The sequence below is a fragment of the Ferdinandcohnia jepli genome (genome assembly GCF_047246645.1).
Classification (GTDB): Bacteria; Bacillota; Bacilli; order Bacillales; family Bacillaceae_L; genus Ferdinandcohnia.
On sequence record NZ_JBFOKR010000022.1, the window covers coordinates 1 to 21,467 of the forward strand.

A 21,467-nucleotide genomic window follows, 5' to 3' on the forward strand; every position below is an offset into this window, starting at 1 on the left:
CCGCCGTATACGGATCCGTACGTACGGTGGTGTGAGAGGTCGGATAGTCAAATAATGATTATCCTCCTACTCGATGCCTCTAAAGTCCTTAAAAATATAGGTTTTACTAAATGTGAGACATATTTCTGTAAAGTTTTCGTAAAATATTTTACTAGAATGAGTAAAAAAAGTTTACTATTTTTTCTCATGATGGTATATTGTTTTTTGTAAAGCGGTTTCATAAATGACATACATAGAAATTATGAAACTGTTTGAAAACAACTTGAAAGGGAGTCTTACCATGAAATTAAAAAAGTATTTTAGTGTAATTGGTACTCTTGCTTTAGCACTATCACTTGCTGCTTGTGGACCACAAGAAAGTGGTAGCGACGCTGAGAAAGATACAAAAAAGGCTACTGAAACTAATGAGTTAGTAGTTTGGGAAGATATACAAAAAGGTGAAGGCATTAAGGATGCTATCGCTAAATTTGAAGAAGAGCACAATGTAACAGTTAAGGTTGTAGAAAAAGCATATGCTCAACAAATTGAAGATCTACGTTTAGATGGCCCAGCTGGTACAGGCCCAGATGTATTAACAATGCCTGGTGACCAGATTGGTACTGCTGTAGTTGAAGGGTTAATCAAAGAATTAACAGTTGCTGAAGATGTTACTTCTATCTATACAGAATCAGCAATGCAATCTCAAATGGTAGACGGTAAGGTTTACGGTTTACCAAAAGCTGTAGAAACAACAATGCTTTACTACAATAAGGACCTTATCTCTGAAGAAGAATTACCACAAACTCTAGAAGAGTGGTATGAGTACTCAAAAGGTGTTGCTGATGGAGAAAAGTTTGGTTTCTTAGCTTTATTTGATCAAATTTATTATGCTCAAGGTGTTATGAGTGGTTACGGCGGTTACATCTTCGGTAACGACGGTGGATTTGATGCTACTGACATCGGTTTAGATAACGAAGGTGCAATTAAAGGTGCTGAATATATCCAAAAGTTCTACTCTGAAGGTTTATTCCCAACAGGAATCATTGGAGAGCAAGGTATTAACGTATTAGAATCTCTATTCACAGAAGGTAAAGCGGCTGCAATTATCTCTGGACCTTGGAACATCGAGCCATTCACAAAAGCTGGTATCAACTACGGTGTAGCAAAATTACCTGGTCTTGAAAATGGCGAAAACATGAGCGCGTTTGTTAACGTAAAGAGCTATAACGTAAGTGCTTACTCAAAAAATGCTGAATTAGCTCAAAAATTTGTCGAGTTTATTGCGAACGAAGAAAACTCAAAAACTCGTTTTGAAATTACAAAAGAAGTTCCAGCTGTAGCTTCTCTTGCGAATGACCCAGTAGTAACTGGAAGCGAAGCTGCACAAGCTGTTGCTGAGCAATCTCAGTTCTCTGAATTAATGCCAAATATTCCACAAATGAATGAAGTTTGGACTCCAGCAGACGCTGCACTTCAAACAATTGCAACTGGTAAAGCAACTCCAAAAGCTGCTTTAGAAGAAGCTGTAAAAACAATTAAAGGACAAATCGAAGCAAACCACGGTGGTAAATAAGTAGTAATAGTAAAAATGGTGTCAAACACAGATTTGAGTTTGACACCATTCCCTTTATAGTAGTATTTTTACTTAATTTTGAAAGATAGACTGACAAAGCTCAGTCTTTATATAGAGAGGTGAAAGATATGCAACATCGTAAAACGGCCTTACTTTTATCGGTAATACCAGGGCTCGGTCAATTTTACAATAAGCAATGGGTGAAAGGTCTCTTATTTCTAATTTTAGGATCATCATTCATTGTTGCGTTTAAAGATCTTTTCAATATGGGTTTTTGGGGACTGTTTACATTAGGTACTGAAGTGCCACGAGACAACTCCATGTTTTTATTGGCAGAAGGTATTATTGCGGTAATTGTTGCTTGTTTTGGTCTAGCAATCTATTATCTGAATTTACGTGACGCATATAAAAATGGCCAAAAACGAGACGACAATATGGCACCGAGTTCTTTAAAAGAGGACTATCAAAATCTAATTGCACAAGGTTATCCGTATGTAATTAGTGGACCGTCTTTGTTTATTTTGATCTTCGCGGTAGTTTTTCCAATTTTATTTAGTTTTGCATTAGCTTTTACAAACTATGATTTATACCATTCTCCACCTGCAAATCTGGCAGACTGGGTTGGATTTGATACATTCGGTAAAATTTTTACAGTTGATATCTGGCGTGCAACGTTCTTTGATGTTTTAGCTTGGACCGTCATTTGGACTGTTGTAGCTTCTACACTTCAAGTTGCATTAGGTATTTTCCTGGCTGTTGTTGTAAACCAAAAGGACGTACGTTTTAAAAAGTTCTTCCGTACAATTTTAGTTTTACCATGGGCAGTTCCTGGGTTCGTAACAATCCTTATTTTTGCTGGATTATTCAATGACTCTTTTGGAGCAATCAACTTAGATATCCTAGCGTTTTTCGGAATTGATCCGATTCCGTGGTTAACAGATGCAAACTGGTCAAAAGTGGCGCTAATCCTTATGCAGGGTTGGTTAGGCTTCCCGTACATCTTCATTGTAACAACAGGTGTTTTACAATCAATTCCTGAAGATTTATATGAAGCGGCGACAATTGACGGTGCTTCAGTATTTGCTAAGTTTAAAAATATTACGATGCCAATGATTTTACTAGCAATGGCACCAATTATCATTACTCAATTTACGTTCAACTTCAATAACTTCAATATTATCTATCTATTTAACGGCGGTGGGCCAGCTGTTCCAGGATCAACTGCTGGTGGAACAGATATCTTAGTTTCATGGATTTACAAATTGACAATGCAATCAAGTCAATACTCATTAGCAGCGGCATTAACAATTCTATTATCAGTATTTGTTATCGCAATTGCATTATGGCAATTCAGAAGAACAAATTCTTTCAAAGAGGGGGCTTAATCACAAATGAATATGAAGCAGAAAAAATTCATCCGCCTCTTTTTCACGTACTTTGTCTTACTATTTATGACGGTAATCATCGTGTATCCACTGCTTTGGACAGTAGGAGCAAGCTTTAACCCTGGTAACAGCTTAGTAAGTACATCAATTATTCCAGATAATCCAACGTTGGACCACTACAAAGAGCTTTTTGCAGGAAAAGATAGTTTGCAATACGGCAAATGGTACATGAACTCGTTAAAAATCAGTGTGTTTACGATGCTTGGAACAATCATCTCAGTTTCGTTTACAGCGTACGCATTTTCACGCTTCCGTTTTAAAGGTAGAAAAAATGCATTAACACTATTCTTGTTATTACAAATGATTCCACAGTTCTCAGCTCTAATCGCGTTATTCGTATTAGCGCAAATTCTTGGAATGATGAATAGTCACTGGTTGTTAATCTTACTGTACATCGGTGGACAAATTCCGATGAACACATATTTAATGAAGGGTTACATGGATTCCATTCCGATGGACCTTGATGAAAGTGCAAGAATTGATGGAGCAAGCAATACAAGGATCTTTTTACAAATCATCATGCCTCTATCAAGACCAATGCTAGCGGTAGTAGCGATGAACGGGTTCACAGGACCACTTGGAGACTTCGTTTTATCTTCAACAATCCTACGAACACCCGAATCTTACACTCTACCAATTGGTTTATACAACCTTGTTAACGAGGTAATGGGCGCAAGTTACACAACTTTCGCAGCTGGAGCGATATTAATCAGTATTCCAATAGCAATAATCTTCTTAATGCTGCAAAAACACTTCGTTACTGGCTTAACTGCAGGTGGAACGAAGGGATAAGTAGTTGGTTTTGTAGGTTCGGTCTGAAAAAAAGTGCGAAATTTAGAGTTTACGGTTTTTAATTTGGATTTACGGTTTTTAAATGGAAAATACGGTTTTTAATTAAGAAATACGGTTTTTAAAACGAATTTACGATTTTTAATCAGGAAATACGGTTTTTAGCATTTTTCGCGGGAAAAAGTTGTCTAGCCTTTATGAAATTCACCGAGGAGCAACCGAACTTTTGTAATAGAAACCTAGATTAGTACTAGACTGAGCTATGAACCTATAAATCTGAACATAAAAAATGAGTTTATGCATTATAATTTGGATTTGTCATTTTAATTGGAAAATATGCACGTTAATCGGAATTTGTGCATAATAAATGAGATTTACGCACGATAATCGAAATTTACGCATTTTAGCAATTGTACAAAGAGAAACACAGTCTCGGAGGGAGGTGCACCCACCACCGAGGCGCCACAATGAAGTAAAAGGGAGAGTATTATGTCAAAACAACATGAAAGAACCCATGTCACAAAAGCAGGTTTTATGCTTCATGGAGGAGACTACAATCCTGATCAATGGTTAGATCGTCCAGATATCCTGGCTGATGATATTAAATTAATGAAGCTTTCGAACAGCAATACATTTTCAGTTGGGATTTTCGCTTGGAGCGCGCTTGAACCGGAAGAGGGAGTTTACAACTTTGAGTGGCTTGATGACATCATTAACAATATTTACGAAATTGGTGGAAGAGTTATTTTAGCGACACCGAGTGGAGCACGTCCTGCATGGATGTCTCAGAAATATCCAGAAGTACTACGTGTGAACGCATCTCGTGTAAAACAGCTTCATGGTGCGAGACATAATCATTGCTTCACTTCACCAGTGTATCGTGAAAAAACACAGCAGATGAACCGTCTATTGGCAGAACGTTATGGAAATCATCCAGCTTTAATTTTATGGCATATCTCTAACGAATATGGTGGCGAGTGTCATTGTGACCTATGTCAGGATGCATTCAGAAATTGGTTAAAAGAAAAATACAACAACGATCTTAAGGCGTTAAATGATGCTTGGTGGGGTCCATTCTGGAGCCATACGTTTACTGATTGGTCACAAATTGAATCTCCGTCTCCAATTGGAGAGAATATGGTTCACGGACATAACCTAGATTGGCGCCGATTTGTATCAGATCAAACGATTTCTTTTTATGAAAATGAAATTGTTCCAATTCGTGAGATTACACCGGAAATTCCGATTACAACAAACTTTATGGGAGATACACATGATCTTATTCCATTCCAAGGACTAGATTATAGTAAGTTTGCAAAACACCTAGATGTAATTAGCTGGGATGCGTATCCGGCTTGGCATAATGATTGGGAGTCAACGGCAGATTTAGCAATGAAGGTTGCTTTTATTAATGATTTGTATCGTAGCTTGAAGCAACAGCCATTCTTATTAATGGAATCAACTCCAAGTTATGTGAATTGGCATGATGTGAATAAAGGAAAACGACCAGGTATGCATTTGCTATCCTCAATGCAGATGGTTGCGCATGGATCAGATAGTATTCTTTACTTCCAATGGCGCAAATCAAGAGGTTCTTCTGAAAAATTCCATGGTGCAGTTGTCGACCATGATAATAGCTCTGAAAATCGTGTTTTCAAAGAGGTTACCAAAGTTGGTGAAACCCTTGGAAAGCTTACTGATGTTGTAGGCACAAACCGTACGTCAGAAGTGGCGTTCTTATATGATTGGGATAATCACTGGGCACTTGGAGATGCACAAGGTTTCAGTAATAGAACAAAACGTTATCCGCAAACAATGCATCAGCATTACCGTACGTTCTGGGAACAGGATATTTCAGTTGATGTCATTACGAAGGAACATGATTTTTCACCTTATAAATTACTAGTTGTTCCAATGCTTTATCTGGCAAGTGAAGAAACAATAGCTAGATTAAAAGAGTTTGTTTCAAACGGCGGAACATTGGTTATGACATACATTAGCGGTCTAGTGAATGAATCTGACCTCACTTATTTAGGTGGATGGCCAAAGGATTTACAGGACATTTTTGGAATGAAGCCACTTGAAACAGATACGCTTTATCCATCTGATCGCAATCATGTGACATTCAAAGGTAAGTCATACGAAATGAAGGACTATGCAACTGTACTTGAGTTGAACACTGCAAATGCAGAAGCTGTATATGAAGAAGACTTTTATGCCAACACACCTGCTGTAACAAGCCATAATTATGAAAATGGTAAAACATACTACATTGGAGCACGCTTAGAAGATGATTTCCAACGTGAATTTTATAAGGAAATCATTGCTGAATTATCTCTTGAGCCTGCTGCGAAAATTAAGCATGGTAAAGGTGTATCCGTACAGGTTAGACAAGCACCTGATAAAGACTATATTTTTGTTATGAACTTTACAGAAGAAAAACAACAAATCAACTTCGAATCTAGTGTTACAGATGTTGTTACTGGAGAAGAACTCTCAGGTGATGTAATTCTAGAAAAATACGAAGTTCGTATTGTTGAGAAAAAGAAGTAATTAAAGTTATATGCTAGGGCTGGGCGGCACTACCACTAATTGACAAAGTCCTAGCTCTAGCTGATAACACATAGTTTCCAACATTTAATAGTATGACTAGATTGGTTTTGGCTCTATTGCAGGAGAGTCAGACTAATCTAGTAAATATTTTAACTGATATGCAAACGCTTACTATAAACTAGGGGTGGAATACGAATGAATAATAGCAGAAAGACTTTTGTAATGGTAGTTGCAGTTGTAATGATGTTTAGCACGTTGTTTACGAATTTTTCCGGAAAGACAATAGAAGCAGCTCAAACTACGGACATAGGAAATGCTGGCTTTGAAACAGATTTCTGGTCTGAAGAATCTTCATGGGAGATTACCCCATCAAGTTGGGATTTTGTTGAGATAACTCACTTTGCATTTGCAAATGATTCATGGATGACACCGGCCGAAGGAGAGTATGCGCTAAAATACTGGATAAAGGATGCTACAACTGAAAACCAATCTTTTACAGTAGAGCAAACTCTATCAAATCTACCAGTTGGTAACTATGAACTATCGGTTCAATCAATGGGTGGTTCTGCTATTGAAGCAGGGACTGTAAAAATATTTGCAGGAGACCAAACTTCAGAGGGGACAGTGACAACAGGCTACAATACATGGGGCACAATATCTGTACCATTTGAAGTAACAGAAGCAAATTCAGAAATTACAGTTGGTGCAACTGTTTCAGGAGCACCTAAGGCATGGGGATACATTGATAACTTCACATTGGTAAATACAGATGAAGTAACAGAGATTCCAGACCCAGTCCAATCCAACATCTTCGTTCAACGAGTAGACGGTTTAGCAGATGACTTCATCAAAGGTGTTGATGTATCAAGTATTATTTCGTTAGAAGAAAGTGGAGTGAAGTTTTATAACGAAGCAGGACAAGAACAAGATATCTTTGCAACACTCAGTGAAGCTGGCGTAAACTACGTACGTGTACGTGTGTGGAACGACCCATACGATGCAAACGGTAATGGTTATGGCGGAGGAAACAATGATGTAGCAAAGGCAATTGAAATCGGTAAGCGTGCTACTGCAAATGGAATGAAGCTTTTAGTAGACTTCCATTACTCTGATTTCTGGGCTGATCCAGCGAAACAACAAGCTCCTAAGGCATGGGCTACTATGACCTTTGGAGATAAAAAGGCGGCACTATATGATTTTACAAAAACTAGTTTAGATGCAATGGTTGCTGAAGGTATCGACATCGGTATGGTTCAAGTTGGTAACGAAACAAACGGTGGACTTGCTGGTGAAAAAGACTGGGCAAAAATGAGTGAGCTATTTAATGAAGGAAGTAGAGCGGTAAGAGATGTAAGCTCTGATATTTTAGTAGCTTTACACTTTACTAATCCGGAAACAACTGGAAGATATACGTCAATTGCTGAAACTCTTAAAAACAATAACGTTGATTACGATGTTTTCGCAAGCTCGTACTATCCATTCTGGCATGGAACTCTATCAAACTTAACAAAGGTATTAAAAGATGTTGCTACAAAATATGATAAAAAAGTAATGGTTGCTGAAACTTCTTATACGTATACAGCTGAAGATGGAGATGGTCATGGAAACACAGCTCCAAAAAGCTCAGGACAAACCTTAAATTACCCAATCACAGTTCAAGGACAAGCTACAGCAGTGCGTGATGTAATTGACGCTGTTGCGAAGGTTGGAGACGCGGGTATTGGTGTATTTTACTGGGAGCCAGCTTGGTTACCGGTTGGTCCAGCAAATCAACTAGAACAAAACAAAGCAATTTGGGAAGAATTTGGCTCCGGTTGGGCAACTAGCTATGCTGCTGAATACGATCCACATGATGCAGGTGCATGGTATGGAGGATCTGCAGTTGATAACCAAGCGTTATTTGATTTCAACGGAAAACCACTATCATCACTGAACGTATTTAAATATGTAGATACTGGTGCAATTACAGATGTGAAAATTGATGAAATAAAAGATATTACAGTTAGTGCTGTTCTAGGAGATGAAATCACATTGCCTAGTACAGTAACAGTAACTTACAACAATGGTACAACAGGTTCTGTCAATGTTACATGGGATCAAACTGCTTTAGAACAAGCAATCAATAATGGGGTTGGAACATACACAATTGATGGAGTGGTAGAAGGCGGATCCGAAGTACAAGCAAACCTAACTATTAACCCTGAAAATTTTGTGCTAAACCCAAGCTTTGAAAATGAAGATAGAAGCATGTGGAAAATTACTGAAGCTACACCTCAAGTTTCATTCGCTCAAAAAGCTTCAGATGCAAAAACTGGTGAATATTCGCTAAGCTTTTGGTCTGGAACTGGTGTTGATTTTAAAGTAGAACAAACAATCACAGGTCTTGAGCCAGGTTATTATAATCTCTCAGTATTCATTCAAGGTGGAGATGCACACAACGCAGAAATGTATCTCTTTGCAAATACAAATGATGAAAGCCATCGAGCAGATACGTCTGTTAATGGTTGGGTGAACTGGAGCAATCCTGAAATCACACAAATCCTTGTGTTGGATGGAACACTCACAATTGGTGCAAGTGTTAAAGCTGACGCTAATGCATGGGGAACGTTAGATGATTTCTATCTATACCGTGTAGGAGATTATGATAACGGACAGGATGATAATAATACTGATCAACCTGGTGCTGGAGAAGACACCGGGAATGAAGAGGAAGATGGGAAAGATCCAGGGTCTGGACAGGATAATGGAAATGACCCAAGTACTGGGGAAGAAGACAAGAACGTTGAAACTCCAAAGAATAAAAATGAAGTTGAAAAACCAAACAAGTCTGAGAATGGAAAAGCTAGTAAATCAGAAGAAGGTAAAAAACTACCAAAAACTGCAACGAACACATTTAATACATTACTGCTAAGTTTGTTATTAATTGTTGCTGGTGGAGCCTCATTATTTGTTTATCGCAAATATAGAGGAGTAACTCAGAAGTAAAGTCACGAATGAAGGGCGAGGATATTTCCTCGCCTTTTTACTGTTATAAGTATGTGGTGATAACCAAATCGAATGGACAATCATTATCCTTGCGTTGATTGAGGTTGGGAGAGTAGGGTATATTATTCAACAGTTAGCAATACAATTCGTGCAGGCGGGAATAACAGTTGGAGTAGGTTCAATTCGGTTATTTACGAATTACTATATACCTAATTTGCTGCCGCAGATTGTTATGAATTTTTTGTCTGGATCTGGGAAGAGTCATACTTTTGCTTGGACAATTATGTGTTTTTTACATTTTTGTTACACAGGAGTTTGTCCAGACAAGGTATGGGATTGGTGATCTGCGAAATACGAGCATAAATTGGGCTACATTTTTAGGTGAATCTCGTGGAGATCTACTTACGGCATTTTGGATTCCTTTCTTTCCTGCATTAGCACTAACTAACGATTGTGATATTTATCCTTACGATACTAGGAGAAGGTCTACGTCAACACTTTGACAAAAATGAATACGTCTAATTTTAATATTGTCAAGTTACAATTATATTACAAAGATTAACGAGAAAGGGACTAACTACCTACGAATTGTAATAAAGGTGTTCAAGAAGCTTGAATTCAGGATATTTTGTCGAGAGTTTCCAATGGTTGGAAACGCATTCCAGTTGTATTCTAGACTAGGTAAAAGGTTTGCTTACAAAACGAAAATGTCCCGAATCGACACTGAAAATGTAGAAAAATGTAGAGAAAACAGGTCTAAAGACTTGTTTTCTTTTTATGTGGAAACCATTGGGTTATTTGACCGTATACGTATTATCAAGTAATTTTTACTATATATTTGGAAATTATGTGAACATATTGTGGACGGCAATTTGTTGTTATACAAGGGAATTGAGTGAAGATTAGAAGATTTCACACAAACTATATTTATATTCGAAGAGTGGGTGATTTTTATGGGGATTAACGTCTCATTAGCAAACTCCCAGGCTAATCAGTTACGAAACTATGCTTCACAGCTTAGGAGTTTAAAAAATACCATAAATGGATTTAGGAATAACTTAAACGCAGGCTGGCAAGCAGAAGAAATGAAATATATTAATTCATCCATTGAGAAGATCAATCGTGAGCTTACGAATATTGCTTCCGAGCTTGAATCGATTGCTCCAGATATAACATCGGTTGCGTATCAGATTAAGGCTGAGGAAGAAGCTGCTGCAAGGGCAGCTGCTGAAGCTAGAGCTAAAGCTGCAGAAGAGGCAGCGATGAAAAATCGAACACGTTAATTTGTGGAGTGCCCTTTGAATAGTCAATTGAATGATAATAAACATATTAAAAAATATGTATCCCATATCCCGTCTGAAATCGAAGTGTCGAATTTTATGGTTGTAGTTTTTCTTCTGCCGGCCATGTTTGTACTGATTCCAATCTTTGCACCACCATTCGAACTATTGTATGCAGTTCTAGTGTTACCGCCATTTTTTGTAATGGCTATAGTGGCGGTTTGGTACATGATTATTTCCAGAAAAGATGGAAAAAAATATCAGAATATAACTTTCTTTTTAATAAAAGGTTTATATGGTGTTGTAGGTTCTATTGGGTGCTTTTTCATTATTCAAAAATTTGCTTACAACATGCTAGGGTTAACATCGCCACTGTTTTTTCTCCTGTCGTTTTCGGGATACGGTGTGGTTTTATATTTCTTTTTTAAAGATCAAATTATGACAGTGTACGAAGATAAGAGTAAGCGAGACAAGAAAAACAAGAAAGCATCCGGGACAAGAGTAATAAAGAAAACGGCGTCTACCTTTGCCTTTCTTGGATACTTAGCTGGCACAATGAGTTTGCGGATTATATCTGATAACACGATGTATATTATAATGATTGGCTTATACTTTATGATTTCTTATATTTTCTTTTATCACATGCTTGAACTACATAGGTATTTTCTGATTAAAAAGGTTACAAAGCAGAATTGAAACGTTATGTCGCCGTTTTCGTTGTAAGATTGTTCAAGACCGTTGAGGAGGTTAGTAGCTTTGTCAGAGATTAGAATTAAACCCGCATATGTTAGAGATACGAATACAACGCTTTCTCAGTCATATCAAAATCTATCCAATATTGAAAGTGGAGTTTCCTCACTACGTTATTCAATAGATAGTAAGATTACGAGTCGAAGAAGTATTGGCACAAGACTCAACAGAGCCAAAACGGATATCGACCAACTACAGAGTCAAGTAAGAGAATTAGAAACATTTATTCAACACTCAGTTACAAGGTATGCCAACACAGAAAATAAACTTTGCAGGGATGTTAAGGACATCGGAGATGAGTCTGGCCTTGATGCAACTGCAATAAGGAATACGCTTATTGGGTTAGGTGCGGGTCTTCTAAATTCAAGTAAGCTTCTTCGATTGAAAAATGGACTTCAATTTAAATTATTTAAACAAAATAAAAACTTTTACATCAAGATTATGGGAGATAAGATTAGGTCTCTTGCAGATTATCAAAAATACCGTCAATTACTTAAGGAAGGCCTAGGGGGCTCAGCGAAATGGAAACGAGACTGGGTTACTAAGCTTGTAAATGAAGGTGTACCTTTATACGAAAAGCAGAGTAGAAAATCTGGTCAATTCTATGGAAGCAATAGTAATAAACTAATAAATACGCAATTTGGTGATTTAGGTACTTATATCAATCAACTTAGTACAGATCGATATAAAATAGCCGGTCAAACATTTGTTGATGAGCTAAAGGTTTGGGAGAGTTTTAAAGGCTGGAAAGGAGCCACAAATCTCACCAAACTTGGAAAAGGTGCAGGTGTCCTTGGAATTGGTATCGATGTTTACAGTAATTTCATGGATAACTTTAAAAACCCAGCTGGGGAATGGGATTGGTCTGGTGAGAACATTAAGGAGTTTGTAGTTGATACAACAGTTGATGTAGGTATTGGTACTGGTGCTATGGCGGCAGGTGCTGCTGCAGGATCATTCTTCTTACCACCTGTAGGGACTGTAGTTGGAGCTGCAGTAGGTTCTGTTATTTATGCCGGATTTAACTGGAAGTACGGTGACCCGCCAATGAGTTTTATTGATCGCCGAAAGGAAGATATGAATAAGGCAGTTGACTGGGTTGGCGAACAAGCAGGTAAGTTGGCGAATGCTGCTGGGGACTTCGTAGGTGGAATTGGCAAAAAACTAAGTAATGTGTTCTGGTAGGAGGAAGCTATGCTTAAACAATACACGGAAAAGGATTTAGAACAAATCGGTGATGTCGCGTATGACAGGCTAAAGCCAGAAGCAATCACAGCATTTTTATGGGTTACATTTGCCATCGGTGCAGGCATGGCCTTCTTTGTAAGTGATACTGTCAGTTATAGTGTTAACATTACAAATCCAATTTGGTCATCGATTATACAAGCAAATATAGTCTTATTGGTAATTCATTTTATAGTTTGTTTATTCTTTTCAAAAAAGAACTTTTCGTATAAATTTCAACGTTTACAGTCAGTAGTTTTATGTTTGGTTGCAATAAAATTCTCTTTTGAATTTTATCCTTTTTATTTCCTGGCAGTAGAGGATCGTTTCGCACCAGGATTTATGACGACAGTAGGACTGCTACTTCTTATTGGCGGAGCTGTTTATCTATTAATCTCTACTATACGAGCAATAGGGAGAGTAAAAAAAGGTGAATTAAAAGAAGATGGGCAGGGGCTGTATCATTTTAAGAAATCGAAAACATATATAAGTCTACCTATCATTTTTGGAGCAACCATGCTAGGTGGGGCAATTGGCCAAATTCTTTCAAATAGTGCAACTACATTAGGCGAGATGACTGGATTGTTCTTTATCCTATTGCTCACTGTCGTCATTCAATATGCTGTTGCTATGGTTTGGCCGGAGTTTTTTCTGCTATCATACGGGAAATTTCGTTTTGAATCATTTCGCTTAAAAATACCAAAGACAAATAATGCTCAAAAGAACATAAAAACAACGGGTAAAAAGGTGAAACGGTAAATAAAAGGTTGAATTAGCTGCAACCTTCTTCAGGCTGGGGGAGTTATCAATGAAAGTAAAACGTAGTCCACTCGTATTTCACAATGTATTAGGTACAAAAGCACGCTGCATGATAAATGATTGGCATCTTGTTGCAGCGGATTTCCGTAACGCCATCCTCAAGAATGGCTTATACAGTACAGGGCCGATTATCTATCAAATTTCAAATTTTGACCAAGAAAAGAATGAAGCGGATTATTCGCTCTACATTCCAGTAAATATGGCTCTGAAAATGCCGGAAAACGACCGATATCATTTCGTCGAAGAATGGAAATTTGATGATGGTTTAGTGTTTAGACATACTGATTTAGAAGATGATATGAATGTTACATATGAGTTCTTGAGAGAAGTAGCCGATGCAAATGAGTTTGAGTTACAGGAGCCCTTTTACAATATTTATCTAGATGTTTATGGAGAAGGAATAATTGACGTATATGCTCCAATTACAAAGGAGGGAATCGGATGATTAATCCGTATGATTCCATCCGTTATTCAAATGTACTATCATCTGGTTACCGTTGTCATTATAAGGATTTGAATCAAACTGTAGAGACATTTTTAAACAAAGTAATTAAGCAAGAAGCTACACCAAAAGGTCCATTATTTTACTCACTCACAAATGTACCTAAGGATGAAATTGTGCAGGGTATTTTATATATGCCAATTGAAGAAAGTTATATAGAATCGTCAGGAGATTTGTATTTTCATAGTTATTTTTCAATAGAAGATATGATTTCTTTATGTATACATACAGATATAGAACGTAATACTGAAGTTGCTTATCATATGCTACTAACCCATATCGAAGAGGTGCAACTTCGTCCGGCAACACCATTTTTTCATGTTGTATCAGGGGATGACACGTTTCAGTATGTGTTTATCAAGATAGGTGTAGCTGAAGCGCTAAGCTAAGGGAGAGATCTTTTTGATACTAACTCTTTTTGATCGAGAGAAGGCATTTACATTTGTTTTGCCAGAGAGAGTAACTGGTAGATACATACTTAGAAGTGAAAACGCACTTGGCAAGGCTGCCGATATGATGGCAGTAGAAGCCGAGGACGGCGTTTGGTATTTAAAATCCAATAAATCTGCGTTTCTTACAAATGAAAAGCAGGAGAAACTCGTAAAGATAGAAATTGAACCTTTTAAAACATATACCATCAACCGAAACAATGATTCGTCCGCACTTTTATATGTGGAGCCGCCTACAAAGGACCGAAATGAATATACAAAGCATGAAGTAATTGGCAACTCTATCAAGATTGGTAGAGGTAATGATTGTCATATTCGCTTTTCAAATAAGCTGGTGTCAAGTGCTCATTGTGTTATTCAATACGATTCAAAAGGGCAGGCAATTATTCGAGATAATGGCAGCTCGAATGGTACATATGTAAATGGTGAGAAAGTGCAGGAAAAACTTCTCTCCACAGGTGACGTTATTTACATAATGGGACTAAAAATCATCTTTAATGGCAAGTTACTTTCGTTGAACAACCCACATCAGTTAGTCTTCTTAGATCGCAATGCTTTTCGCCCGTTTGTGGTGCAAAAGCCTGTTATTGAGACGGAAGAGCATCTAGACGATTTTCACACAGAAGAAAAAAATGATGACCTGTATTACCGGTCACCACGTTTCAAACGGGATATTAAAAAAGCAGAGATTAAAATAGATCCACCTCCACAGCAAGCAAATCTCGATGAAACTCCATTAATGTTTATGCTTGGTCCGTCAATTACAATGGGGATGGCTTCACTGTTTACAGGATTATTTACCCTGCAAAATGTGATGCGTACGAACGGAGATATTATGTACGCAATGCCTACTTTGATGATGTCGTTAAGTATGTTAGTCGGTACAGTGCTTTGGCCGATTTTAACCAAGCGCTACGAAAAGAAGAAACGAATTGAGCATGAAGGAAAAAGGCAAGAGAAATACAAGCAATACATAGAGGACATGAAACAGGTGATTGAAGAGGAATGTAAGCATCAAAGTGATATCCTCCATGAAAATCATGTCGCCTTACAAAATTGTATTTCTCGAATCACGATGAGAAAGAGAAATTTATGGGAACGAGCGATCGGCCAAAATGATTTCTTAAAGGTCCGATTAGGAATTGGAGATTTACCACTAAATGCGGAACTCAAATATCCTGAAAAAAGATTTATGCTCGAGGATGACAATCTGCAAGATGAGCTATACAAGATGGTAGAAGCACCCCATATTTTACATCAAGTACCTGTTACACTTTCTTTTGTTGAGGAGTATGTAAGTGGTGTGATTGGTGACAGAAGAAAAGTTCAGGACTTTGTAAAAGGACTTATTTTTCAGCTAACGGCATTACACAGCTATGACGAATTGAAGCTAGTATTCTTATATGACAAAGAAGAAGAAGAGGATTGGAAGTTTACGAAATGGCTACCGCATGTCTGGGATGAGAGTGGTCAAATTCGATTCATTGCAACAGATGCAACTGAAGTAAAGGAACTTTCATCATACTTTGAAAAGGAAATAGCACACCGTACTGCTTTATCTGATGAAGAGTTGAAGGACCTTGACCAGCACTATCTGATTTTTTCAATGAATAAAGGGTTAGCTTCAAGGGCAGAGATGATGAATGTTCTTTTAGAAGAGAAAAAGAATTTAGGAATCAGCTTAGTCACTTTGTATGACGAACTTAAAAATCTTCCAAAAGAATGCTCAATGGTTGTTGAACTTGCCGATGATATGTCGAAGATTTTTGATAAAGACGATATTTCAGGTTCTTATACGTCATTTGATGCGGAGTATTATGGGCGTGATGATGCTGAGGAGCTTGCAATACGATTAGCGAATATTAAGCTGGCATCCTCTCAAGAGGCATACACATTACCAGAAATGCTGACATTCTTGGAGATGTTTGGGGTTAGTAAAATTGAGCACTTAAATTCACTTACTCGATGGAAGGAAAATAACCCTGTGTTATCTATTGAGACACCAATTGGTGTAGATACAATGGGTGAATTGTTCAAGCTTGACCTTCATGAAAAATACCATGGTCCACACGGGTTAATTGCGGGTATGACGGGTTCAGGTAAGAGTGAATTTATCATGACATTTATTTTATCGCTCGCAGTCAATTATCACCCTGACGAAGTGGCGTTTATCTTAATTGACTATAAAGGTGGAGGGATGGCGAATGCCTTCTTAAACCTTCCACACTTGGCAGGTACGATTACAAACCTAGATGGAGCAGCAGTAAATCGCTCACTAATCTCAATTCAAAGTGAGCTGAAGCGTCGCCAATCTATCTTCAGTGAAGCAAGTAGACGGATGAATGAAAGTAATATTGATATCTATAAGTATCAAAAACTATATCGTGAAGGTTTAGTAAAAGAACCATTGCAGCATCTATTCATGATCTCGGATGAGTTCGCAGAACTGAAGACACAGCAGCCTGAGTTCATGGAGCAGTTGGTAAGTGCAGCGAGGATTGGGCGTAGCTTAGGTGTCCATTTAATTCTGGCTACGCAAAAACCTTCAGGTGTTGTAGATGATCAAATCTGGAGTAACAGTAAATTCAGAATCTCACTTAAGGTTCAGGAAAAAGCAGATAGTATGGAGGTTATTAAACGACCAGATGCTGCTGAGCTATCAACTACTGGACGCTTTTATTTACAGGTTGGATATAACGAGTTGTTTGAACTTGGCCAATCGGCTTGGGGAGGGGCACCTTATTATCCTTCCGATAAGATTGAAAAACGAGTTGATAATAGCATAAACGTGATTGACCATCTAGGTCGTGTCGTTAAGAGTGCTAAGATCGAACGAAAGAATTTGGTAAAAAATCCACCTAAGCAAATAGATGAAGTAACAAAGTATTTAGAGAGTCTAGCAAAACAAGAAAATATTAAGGTGAAGCAGCTTTGGTTAGAGCCAATACCTGCATTGATTTACTTAGATCGACTAGCTAATAAATACAGAGAAGAAACAACAACACGCTTTGAACTCAACCCAATTATCGGAGAATATGATGACCCGGCAAACCAGCGTCAAATGGTTATGAGACTACCAATCACTCAAGATGGCAATACTGTTATTTATGGTGTTGCAGGTAGTGGAAAAACAACATTTATCGCATCGCTAATGTATTCGCTAATGGAGTCACATAGTCCGGCCGAGTTAAATACGTATTTACTAGACTTCAGCTCTGAAACTCTTAGCTGGTTCCGTGAGTCACCACATGTGGGAGACGTTCTGTTATCGCATGATGGAGAAAAGATTGATAATCTCTTTAAAATGCTTCACAGCGAGATTGAGACTCGTAAAAAGCTGCTTTCAAATTATGGCGGCGACTTACAAACGTACAACCGTTTATCTAAGGATGGTCTACCATCTATTGTGATTGTGATTCATAACTACTCAGCGTTTTCAGAAATGTATGAAGCACAGGAAGAAGGAATTTCCTACCTAACACGTGAAGGAACGAAGTACGGTATTTATTTTATAGTTACGGCAGCCAATACCGGTGCAATTCGCTACCGCTTAATGCAAAACTTCAAGCAAATCTACGTGTTGCAGCTTAACGATACTACTGAATATTCAGGTGTACTGGGTAATGTAAATGGTGTCTTCCCGTCCAAACACAAAGGCCGAGGTATTTTTAAGTCAGATGGAGTCTACGAATTCCAAGTGGCTCACATTACTGAAGGTGTCGAGGATATGTACCAATACATCACCAATTACTGTAAAGGTCTCCGAGATAAGTGGGGCAATGCAGCTGCTAAACGAATTCCAGTCTTACCTGATAAGGTCGATATTGAATACCTGCGTAATGAAGTCCATTATAGTAAATCAAGTAAACTACCAGTTGGAGTTGAAAAGGAATCGCTAGAAGTAATGTACTTTGATTTCAAAACGTCTTTTGTAAATCTCGTATTGGCGAATACGTCTGAGGCATGCTCTGGATTTATGCAGGGTATCACAGAAATTCTTATTGCAAATGAGAAAAATGAAGTAATCGTTCTTGATCCAAATGAGCAGCTCGTACATGGAGATAGATACAAATATGTTTCCAGCTCACACGATATCGAACAAACCATTGTTTACCTATTTAACACACTTGTATTCCGTAATAACACAACAAAGGATGCACTTGCAGAAGGTGCAGAAGCGCCAGTGTTTGAACCGATTTATTGTGTAATGGATTCGTTTATGGATATGCAACAGTACTTATCTGAAGATGGTATGGATAAACTGAAGGTCTTCTTAGAAAGAGGGGACTCGCTGAATGTTCATATTATTATTTCAGATCAAGCTGACAGACTAAATTCAATTGCTTTTGAGCCTTGGTTTAAAAAGCAGACCTCACTAAGCGACGGCATTTGGATTGGAAATGGCATTACCGACCAATATCTATTAAAAGTATCCAAGGTAACAAACAGCATGTATCAGGACATACCAGAAGACTTTGGATATGTGTTAACAAAAGGAAAAGTGAAGCTGGTTAAATTACTAACCGGGGCAGCAAAGAAAGAGGAGGCTGTCTATTATGGATAAAGTTCTCGTTGAAGTCTATATCCCAGCATCGAACGAAACCCATGATGTGTTTATCCCAGTCAAAAGCAAGCTTCATGAAGTCACATTCCTGTTAGCAAATACAATGACCGAACTATCAAATGGCTATTTTGTTGCAACGGACACCACAATCGTGTGTGACAGTAAAACGGGTACTGTTTTTGACATCAATAAGACAGTTGAAGAGCTTGGGTTTATCAATGGTACGAAGTTGATGCTGGTTTGAATGAAATTTACACAAACATGAAACAGTAATGTCCTAGTAATTTTTAAAACAAGGAAGGTGCCAAATGAGGTTGAAAAAGAGGGTAGCATTATTCCTTCTTCTATTCATTTTAATAATAGGAGGAACAGGGTGTATGAGTTCAAGTAGTGCTGGTACTGAAGAAAAAGCAATTCAATATTTAGAGAAGAAGTATGACCAGGAATTTGAAGTGATGTATTCGAAAGAAGGAAGTAAGCTTTTTCAGGATTTATACGGTGGTGATAAAGTCGTTGTTCATCCAAAAGGTGAAGAAAATGTCGTTTTCGTTGTAGAGGAGTATAACGATAAAGGTGAATGGATCGATGATTATCTTTCGGCAAAATGGGGTTATGAGTTGCAGCAAAAGCTTTATGACGATATTGCAAAGGAATTACCGGAAGGAAGCAACTTTAAGGTGACTTTAGCAGCTGGTACCGATCAATATGATGAATCAATGAAAAACATGTCAGTTGACGACTACTTGCAAACTAACAAGAATGTCAGGGTGGAAATAATAGCTGGAGTAAAAACTGCTTCTGAACCAGATATTAACCAGTATAGTGAAGGTATTTATAATTTATTTAATTTATTAAAAGGCTTAGGAGTTGAACGGTATATATTATCAGTGGGATTCGTCGATCAATCTGAAGATATTACAGAATATATTCAAACTTCATTTGTTAATAATCTACCGTGGTCAAATTTAAACGCAAAAGTATATGGAGAAGTAAATGTAGACGATAGACTCGATCCTGATAATCCAGATGATCTTGTTGCTCCTAGTGTGATCATGAAAAGCCCTGCAAATGTAATCGATAATTACGAAGCTTTTGAGGAGTGATTACATGTCTCTTTCCAATTTAACTGAGGAAGAAAAGTATATTTTGCTGCAGTTGTCATACTTAGATTTACCAAAAAACTTAAGGCCAAGTGAAAATAAGCCGATTACAATTGAACGGATTATTGAAGAACTTGGTAGTGCGAGATTGGATGAAGGTTCCCAGAAAAAGTTCGATGAAATAAAAGCATACATTAATAATAATGAAAATGCGTTCTCACCATTAAAAGATATTAGGTTAGTTGGTTACGAGAATAATAATCCAACAAGTGCAAATAACTCTGATGGTAGCTCCTATAGTGGTTTTGTTGGCTATGCTTTTATCGATAAAGAGGGTAATGGGACCGCGCTTTTCAGGGGGAGTGAGGATTATACAAATGTGGGCCATGTAGCTACTGACTGGGTATCAAATTTGGATGCAGGCCTTGGAGTTGAAATTCGTCAACAACGAGAGGCGAACGCATTTTACGAAAGATTCATTCAGGGATTAGATGGTGAGCAATATGTTTTTGGCCATTCAAAGGGTGGCAATCTAGCAGCCTATGTTCTTGTAAATAATTTAGATGAGAGGTTAAGCTCCTACATTGTCAATGGGGCTCCTCTCTACTGGTGGAATTTAACTCAGGAACAAAAGGATGCTCTAAGAGGAGAAAGAAATACCTTTATTGTACATGAAGGAGATATGGTTTCATCTCTGGGTTATGCTCAATATGTAGACAAAACCATTGCAATTAATGATTTAGACGATGGATTAATGTACCCACATGGATTAGAGAGTGTAAATTTTACTCCAACTGGTGACTTTGAAAAATCATTTGATGGTCAATCAAAGGAAAGAACCTATGCAAATGCAGCAGTGGCATCGATTATGTATTTAGTATCAAATCTACCAAAAGTCCAGATATACAAAGTATCTGTGTATATAAGAGAAGCAGTTGTTCAGATACTAGAGGCAGCAGTAAAAGGGATCAAAAGGGCTATTGAATTTGTTAAAGATCAAATCACTAAACTTATATCAACAGTTAAGGAACTTACTCAAAAAATTAAAGCTGAGATTACTCAGTTCTTTAATGACCTAGCAAAAAAAGCAGCAATTGCCTTCGTAAAACTTGTTGCAAAAATGGGCGGCTATTTCCCAGTCGAACCTTACCTAAAAGTAAATATCGACCGACTTTATTACCACGCTGCTAGACTTGAAAACTTAAAACGAAGAGTAAATGCCTTAAACGATAGAATCGATTCACTTTATTGGGAAGTAGATCTCTTAGATATTGATAATATTCTTCGTGCAGACATTTTGACATCGTTTAATACAAGGCTGAATCAAAATATAAATTATCTGCAAAATGCTGCTCAATTGTTGGAGCATAATGAATCTAAGCTTGTGGGTAAGGCGAGGATTATTCGATAGAGGTGCTAATTACGAGTCCTTTGATAACCAATAAAAAGGAGGAA

Annotated in this window: 15 protein-coding genes; all 15 read left to right on the plus strand. The window is 37.7% G+C overall.

All coding sequences use genetic code 11. The annotated features are described in order from the left end of the window. The first annotated feature begins 280 nt into the window (after window positions 1-280). On the plus strand, window positions 281-1,552 hold the full coding sequence (ganS, locus tag AB3M96_RS19975; protein WP_412969366.1) for an arabinogalactan oligomer ABC transporter substrate-binding protein GanS: 1,272 nt from the start codon (window positions 281-283) through the stop codon (window positions 1,550-1,552). Between the two features lie 128 nt (window positions 1,553-1,680). Further along, window positions 1,681-2,937: a galactooligosaccharide ABC transporter permease GanP gene (gene ganP / locus AB3M96_RS19980; protein ID WP_412969367.1), complete on the plus strand. Its 1,257-nt coding sequence runs from the start codon at window positions 1,681-1,683 to the stop codon at window positions 2,935-2,937. A 6-nt stretch (window positions 2,938-2,943) separates the two neighbouring features. Further along, window positions 2,944-3,789, plus strand: a complete 846-nt coding sequence (ganQ, locus tag AB3M96_RS19985; protein WP_412969368.1) for a galactooligosaccharide ABC transporter permease GanQ — start codon at window positions 2,944-2,946, stop codon at window positions 3,787-3,789. A 486-nt stretch (window positions 3,790-4,275) separates the two neighbouring features. Further along, entirely contained in the window at window positions 4,276-6,339 is a 2,064-nt protein-coding gene (gene ganA, locus AB3M96_RS19990; protein ID WP_412969369.1) for a beta-galactosidase GanA, read from the plus strand. A gap of 195 nt (window positions 6,340-6,534) precedes the next feature. After that, complete coding sequence (locus AB3M96_RS19995; RefSeq protein ID WP_412969370.1) at window positions 6,535-9,324, plus strand: glycosyl hydrolase 53 family protein; 2,790 nt, start codon at window positions 6,535-6,537, stop codon at window positions 9,322-9,324. A 953-nt stretch (window positions 9,325-10,277) separates the two neighbouring features. Further along, a complete protein-coding gene (locus AB3M96_RS20000; RefSeq protein WP_412969371.1) occupies window positions 10,278-10,607 on the plus strand; it encodes a hypothetical protein in 330 nt (109 codons plus the stop codon). 15 nt (window positions 10,608-10,622) lie between these two features. After that, window positions 10,623-11,300, plus strand: a complete 678-nt coding sequence (locus tag AB3M96_RS20005; RefSeq protein WP_412969372.1) for a hypothetical protein — start codon at window positions 10,623-10,625, stop codon at window positions 11,298-11,300. A 60-nt stretch (window positions 11,301-11,360) separates the two neighbouring features. Beyond that, a complete protein-coding gene (locus AB3M96_RS20010; protein ID WP_412969373.1) occupies window positions 11,361-12,539 on the plus strand; it encodes a hypothetical protein in 1,179 nt (392 codons plus the stop codon). A 9-nt stretch (window positions 12,540-12,548) separates the two neighbouring features. After that, a complete protein-coding gene (locus tag AB3M96_RS20015) occupies window positions 12,549-13,337 on the plus strand; it encodes a hypothetical protein (protein ID WP_412969374.1) in 789 nt (262 codons plus the stop codon). A gap of 49 nt (window positions 13,338-13,386) precedes the next feature. Next, complete coding sequence (locus AB3M96_RS20020) at window positions 13,387-13,842, plus strand: DUF5085 family protein (protein WP_412969375.1); 456 nt, start codon at window positions 13,387-13,389, stop codon at window positions 13,840-13,842. Next, on the plus strand, window positions 13,839-14,288 hold the full coding sequence (locus tag AB3M96_RS20025; RefSeq protein WP_412969376.1) for a DUF5085 family protein: 450 nt from the start codon (window positions 13,839-13,841) through the stop codon (window positions 14,286-14,288). The genes AB3M96_RS20020 and AB3M96_RS20025 overlap by 4 nt, the downstream gene beginning before the upstream one ends. A 13-nt stretch (window positions 14,289-14,301) precedes the next feature. Next, on the plus strand, window positions 14,302-18,912 hold the full coding sequence (gene essC / locus AB3M96_RS20030; protein WP_412969377.1) for a type VII secretion protein EssC: 4,611 nt from the start codon (window positions 14,302-14,304) through the stop codon (window positions 18,910-18,912). Next, the gene (locus tag AB3M96_RS20035) at window positions 18,905-19,156 is read left to right on the plus strand and encodes a methyltransferase (protein ID WP_412969378.1); all 252 of its coding nucleotides are present in this window, start codon (window positions 18,905-18,907) and stop codon (window positions 19,154-19,156) included. The genes essC and AB3M96_RS20035 overlap by 8 nt, the downstream gene beginning before the upstream one ends. A gap of 133 nt (window positions 19,157-19,289) precedes the next feature. Continuing rightward, the gene (locus AB3M96_RS20040) at window positions 19,290-20,015 is read left to right on the plus strand and encodes a hypothetical protein (RefSeq protein ID WP_412969379.1); all 726 of its coding nucleotides are present in this window, start codon (window positions 19,290-19,292) and stop codon (window positions 20,013-20,015) included. A gap of 4 nt (window positions 20,016-20,019) precedes the next feature. Continuing rightward, entirely contained in the window at window positions 20,020-21,423 is a 1,404-nt protein-coding gene (locus AB3M96_RS20045) for an Mbeg1-like protein (RefSeq protein ID WP_412969380.1), read from the plus strand. Window positions 21,424-21,467 lie beyond the last annotated feature (44 nt).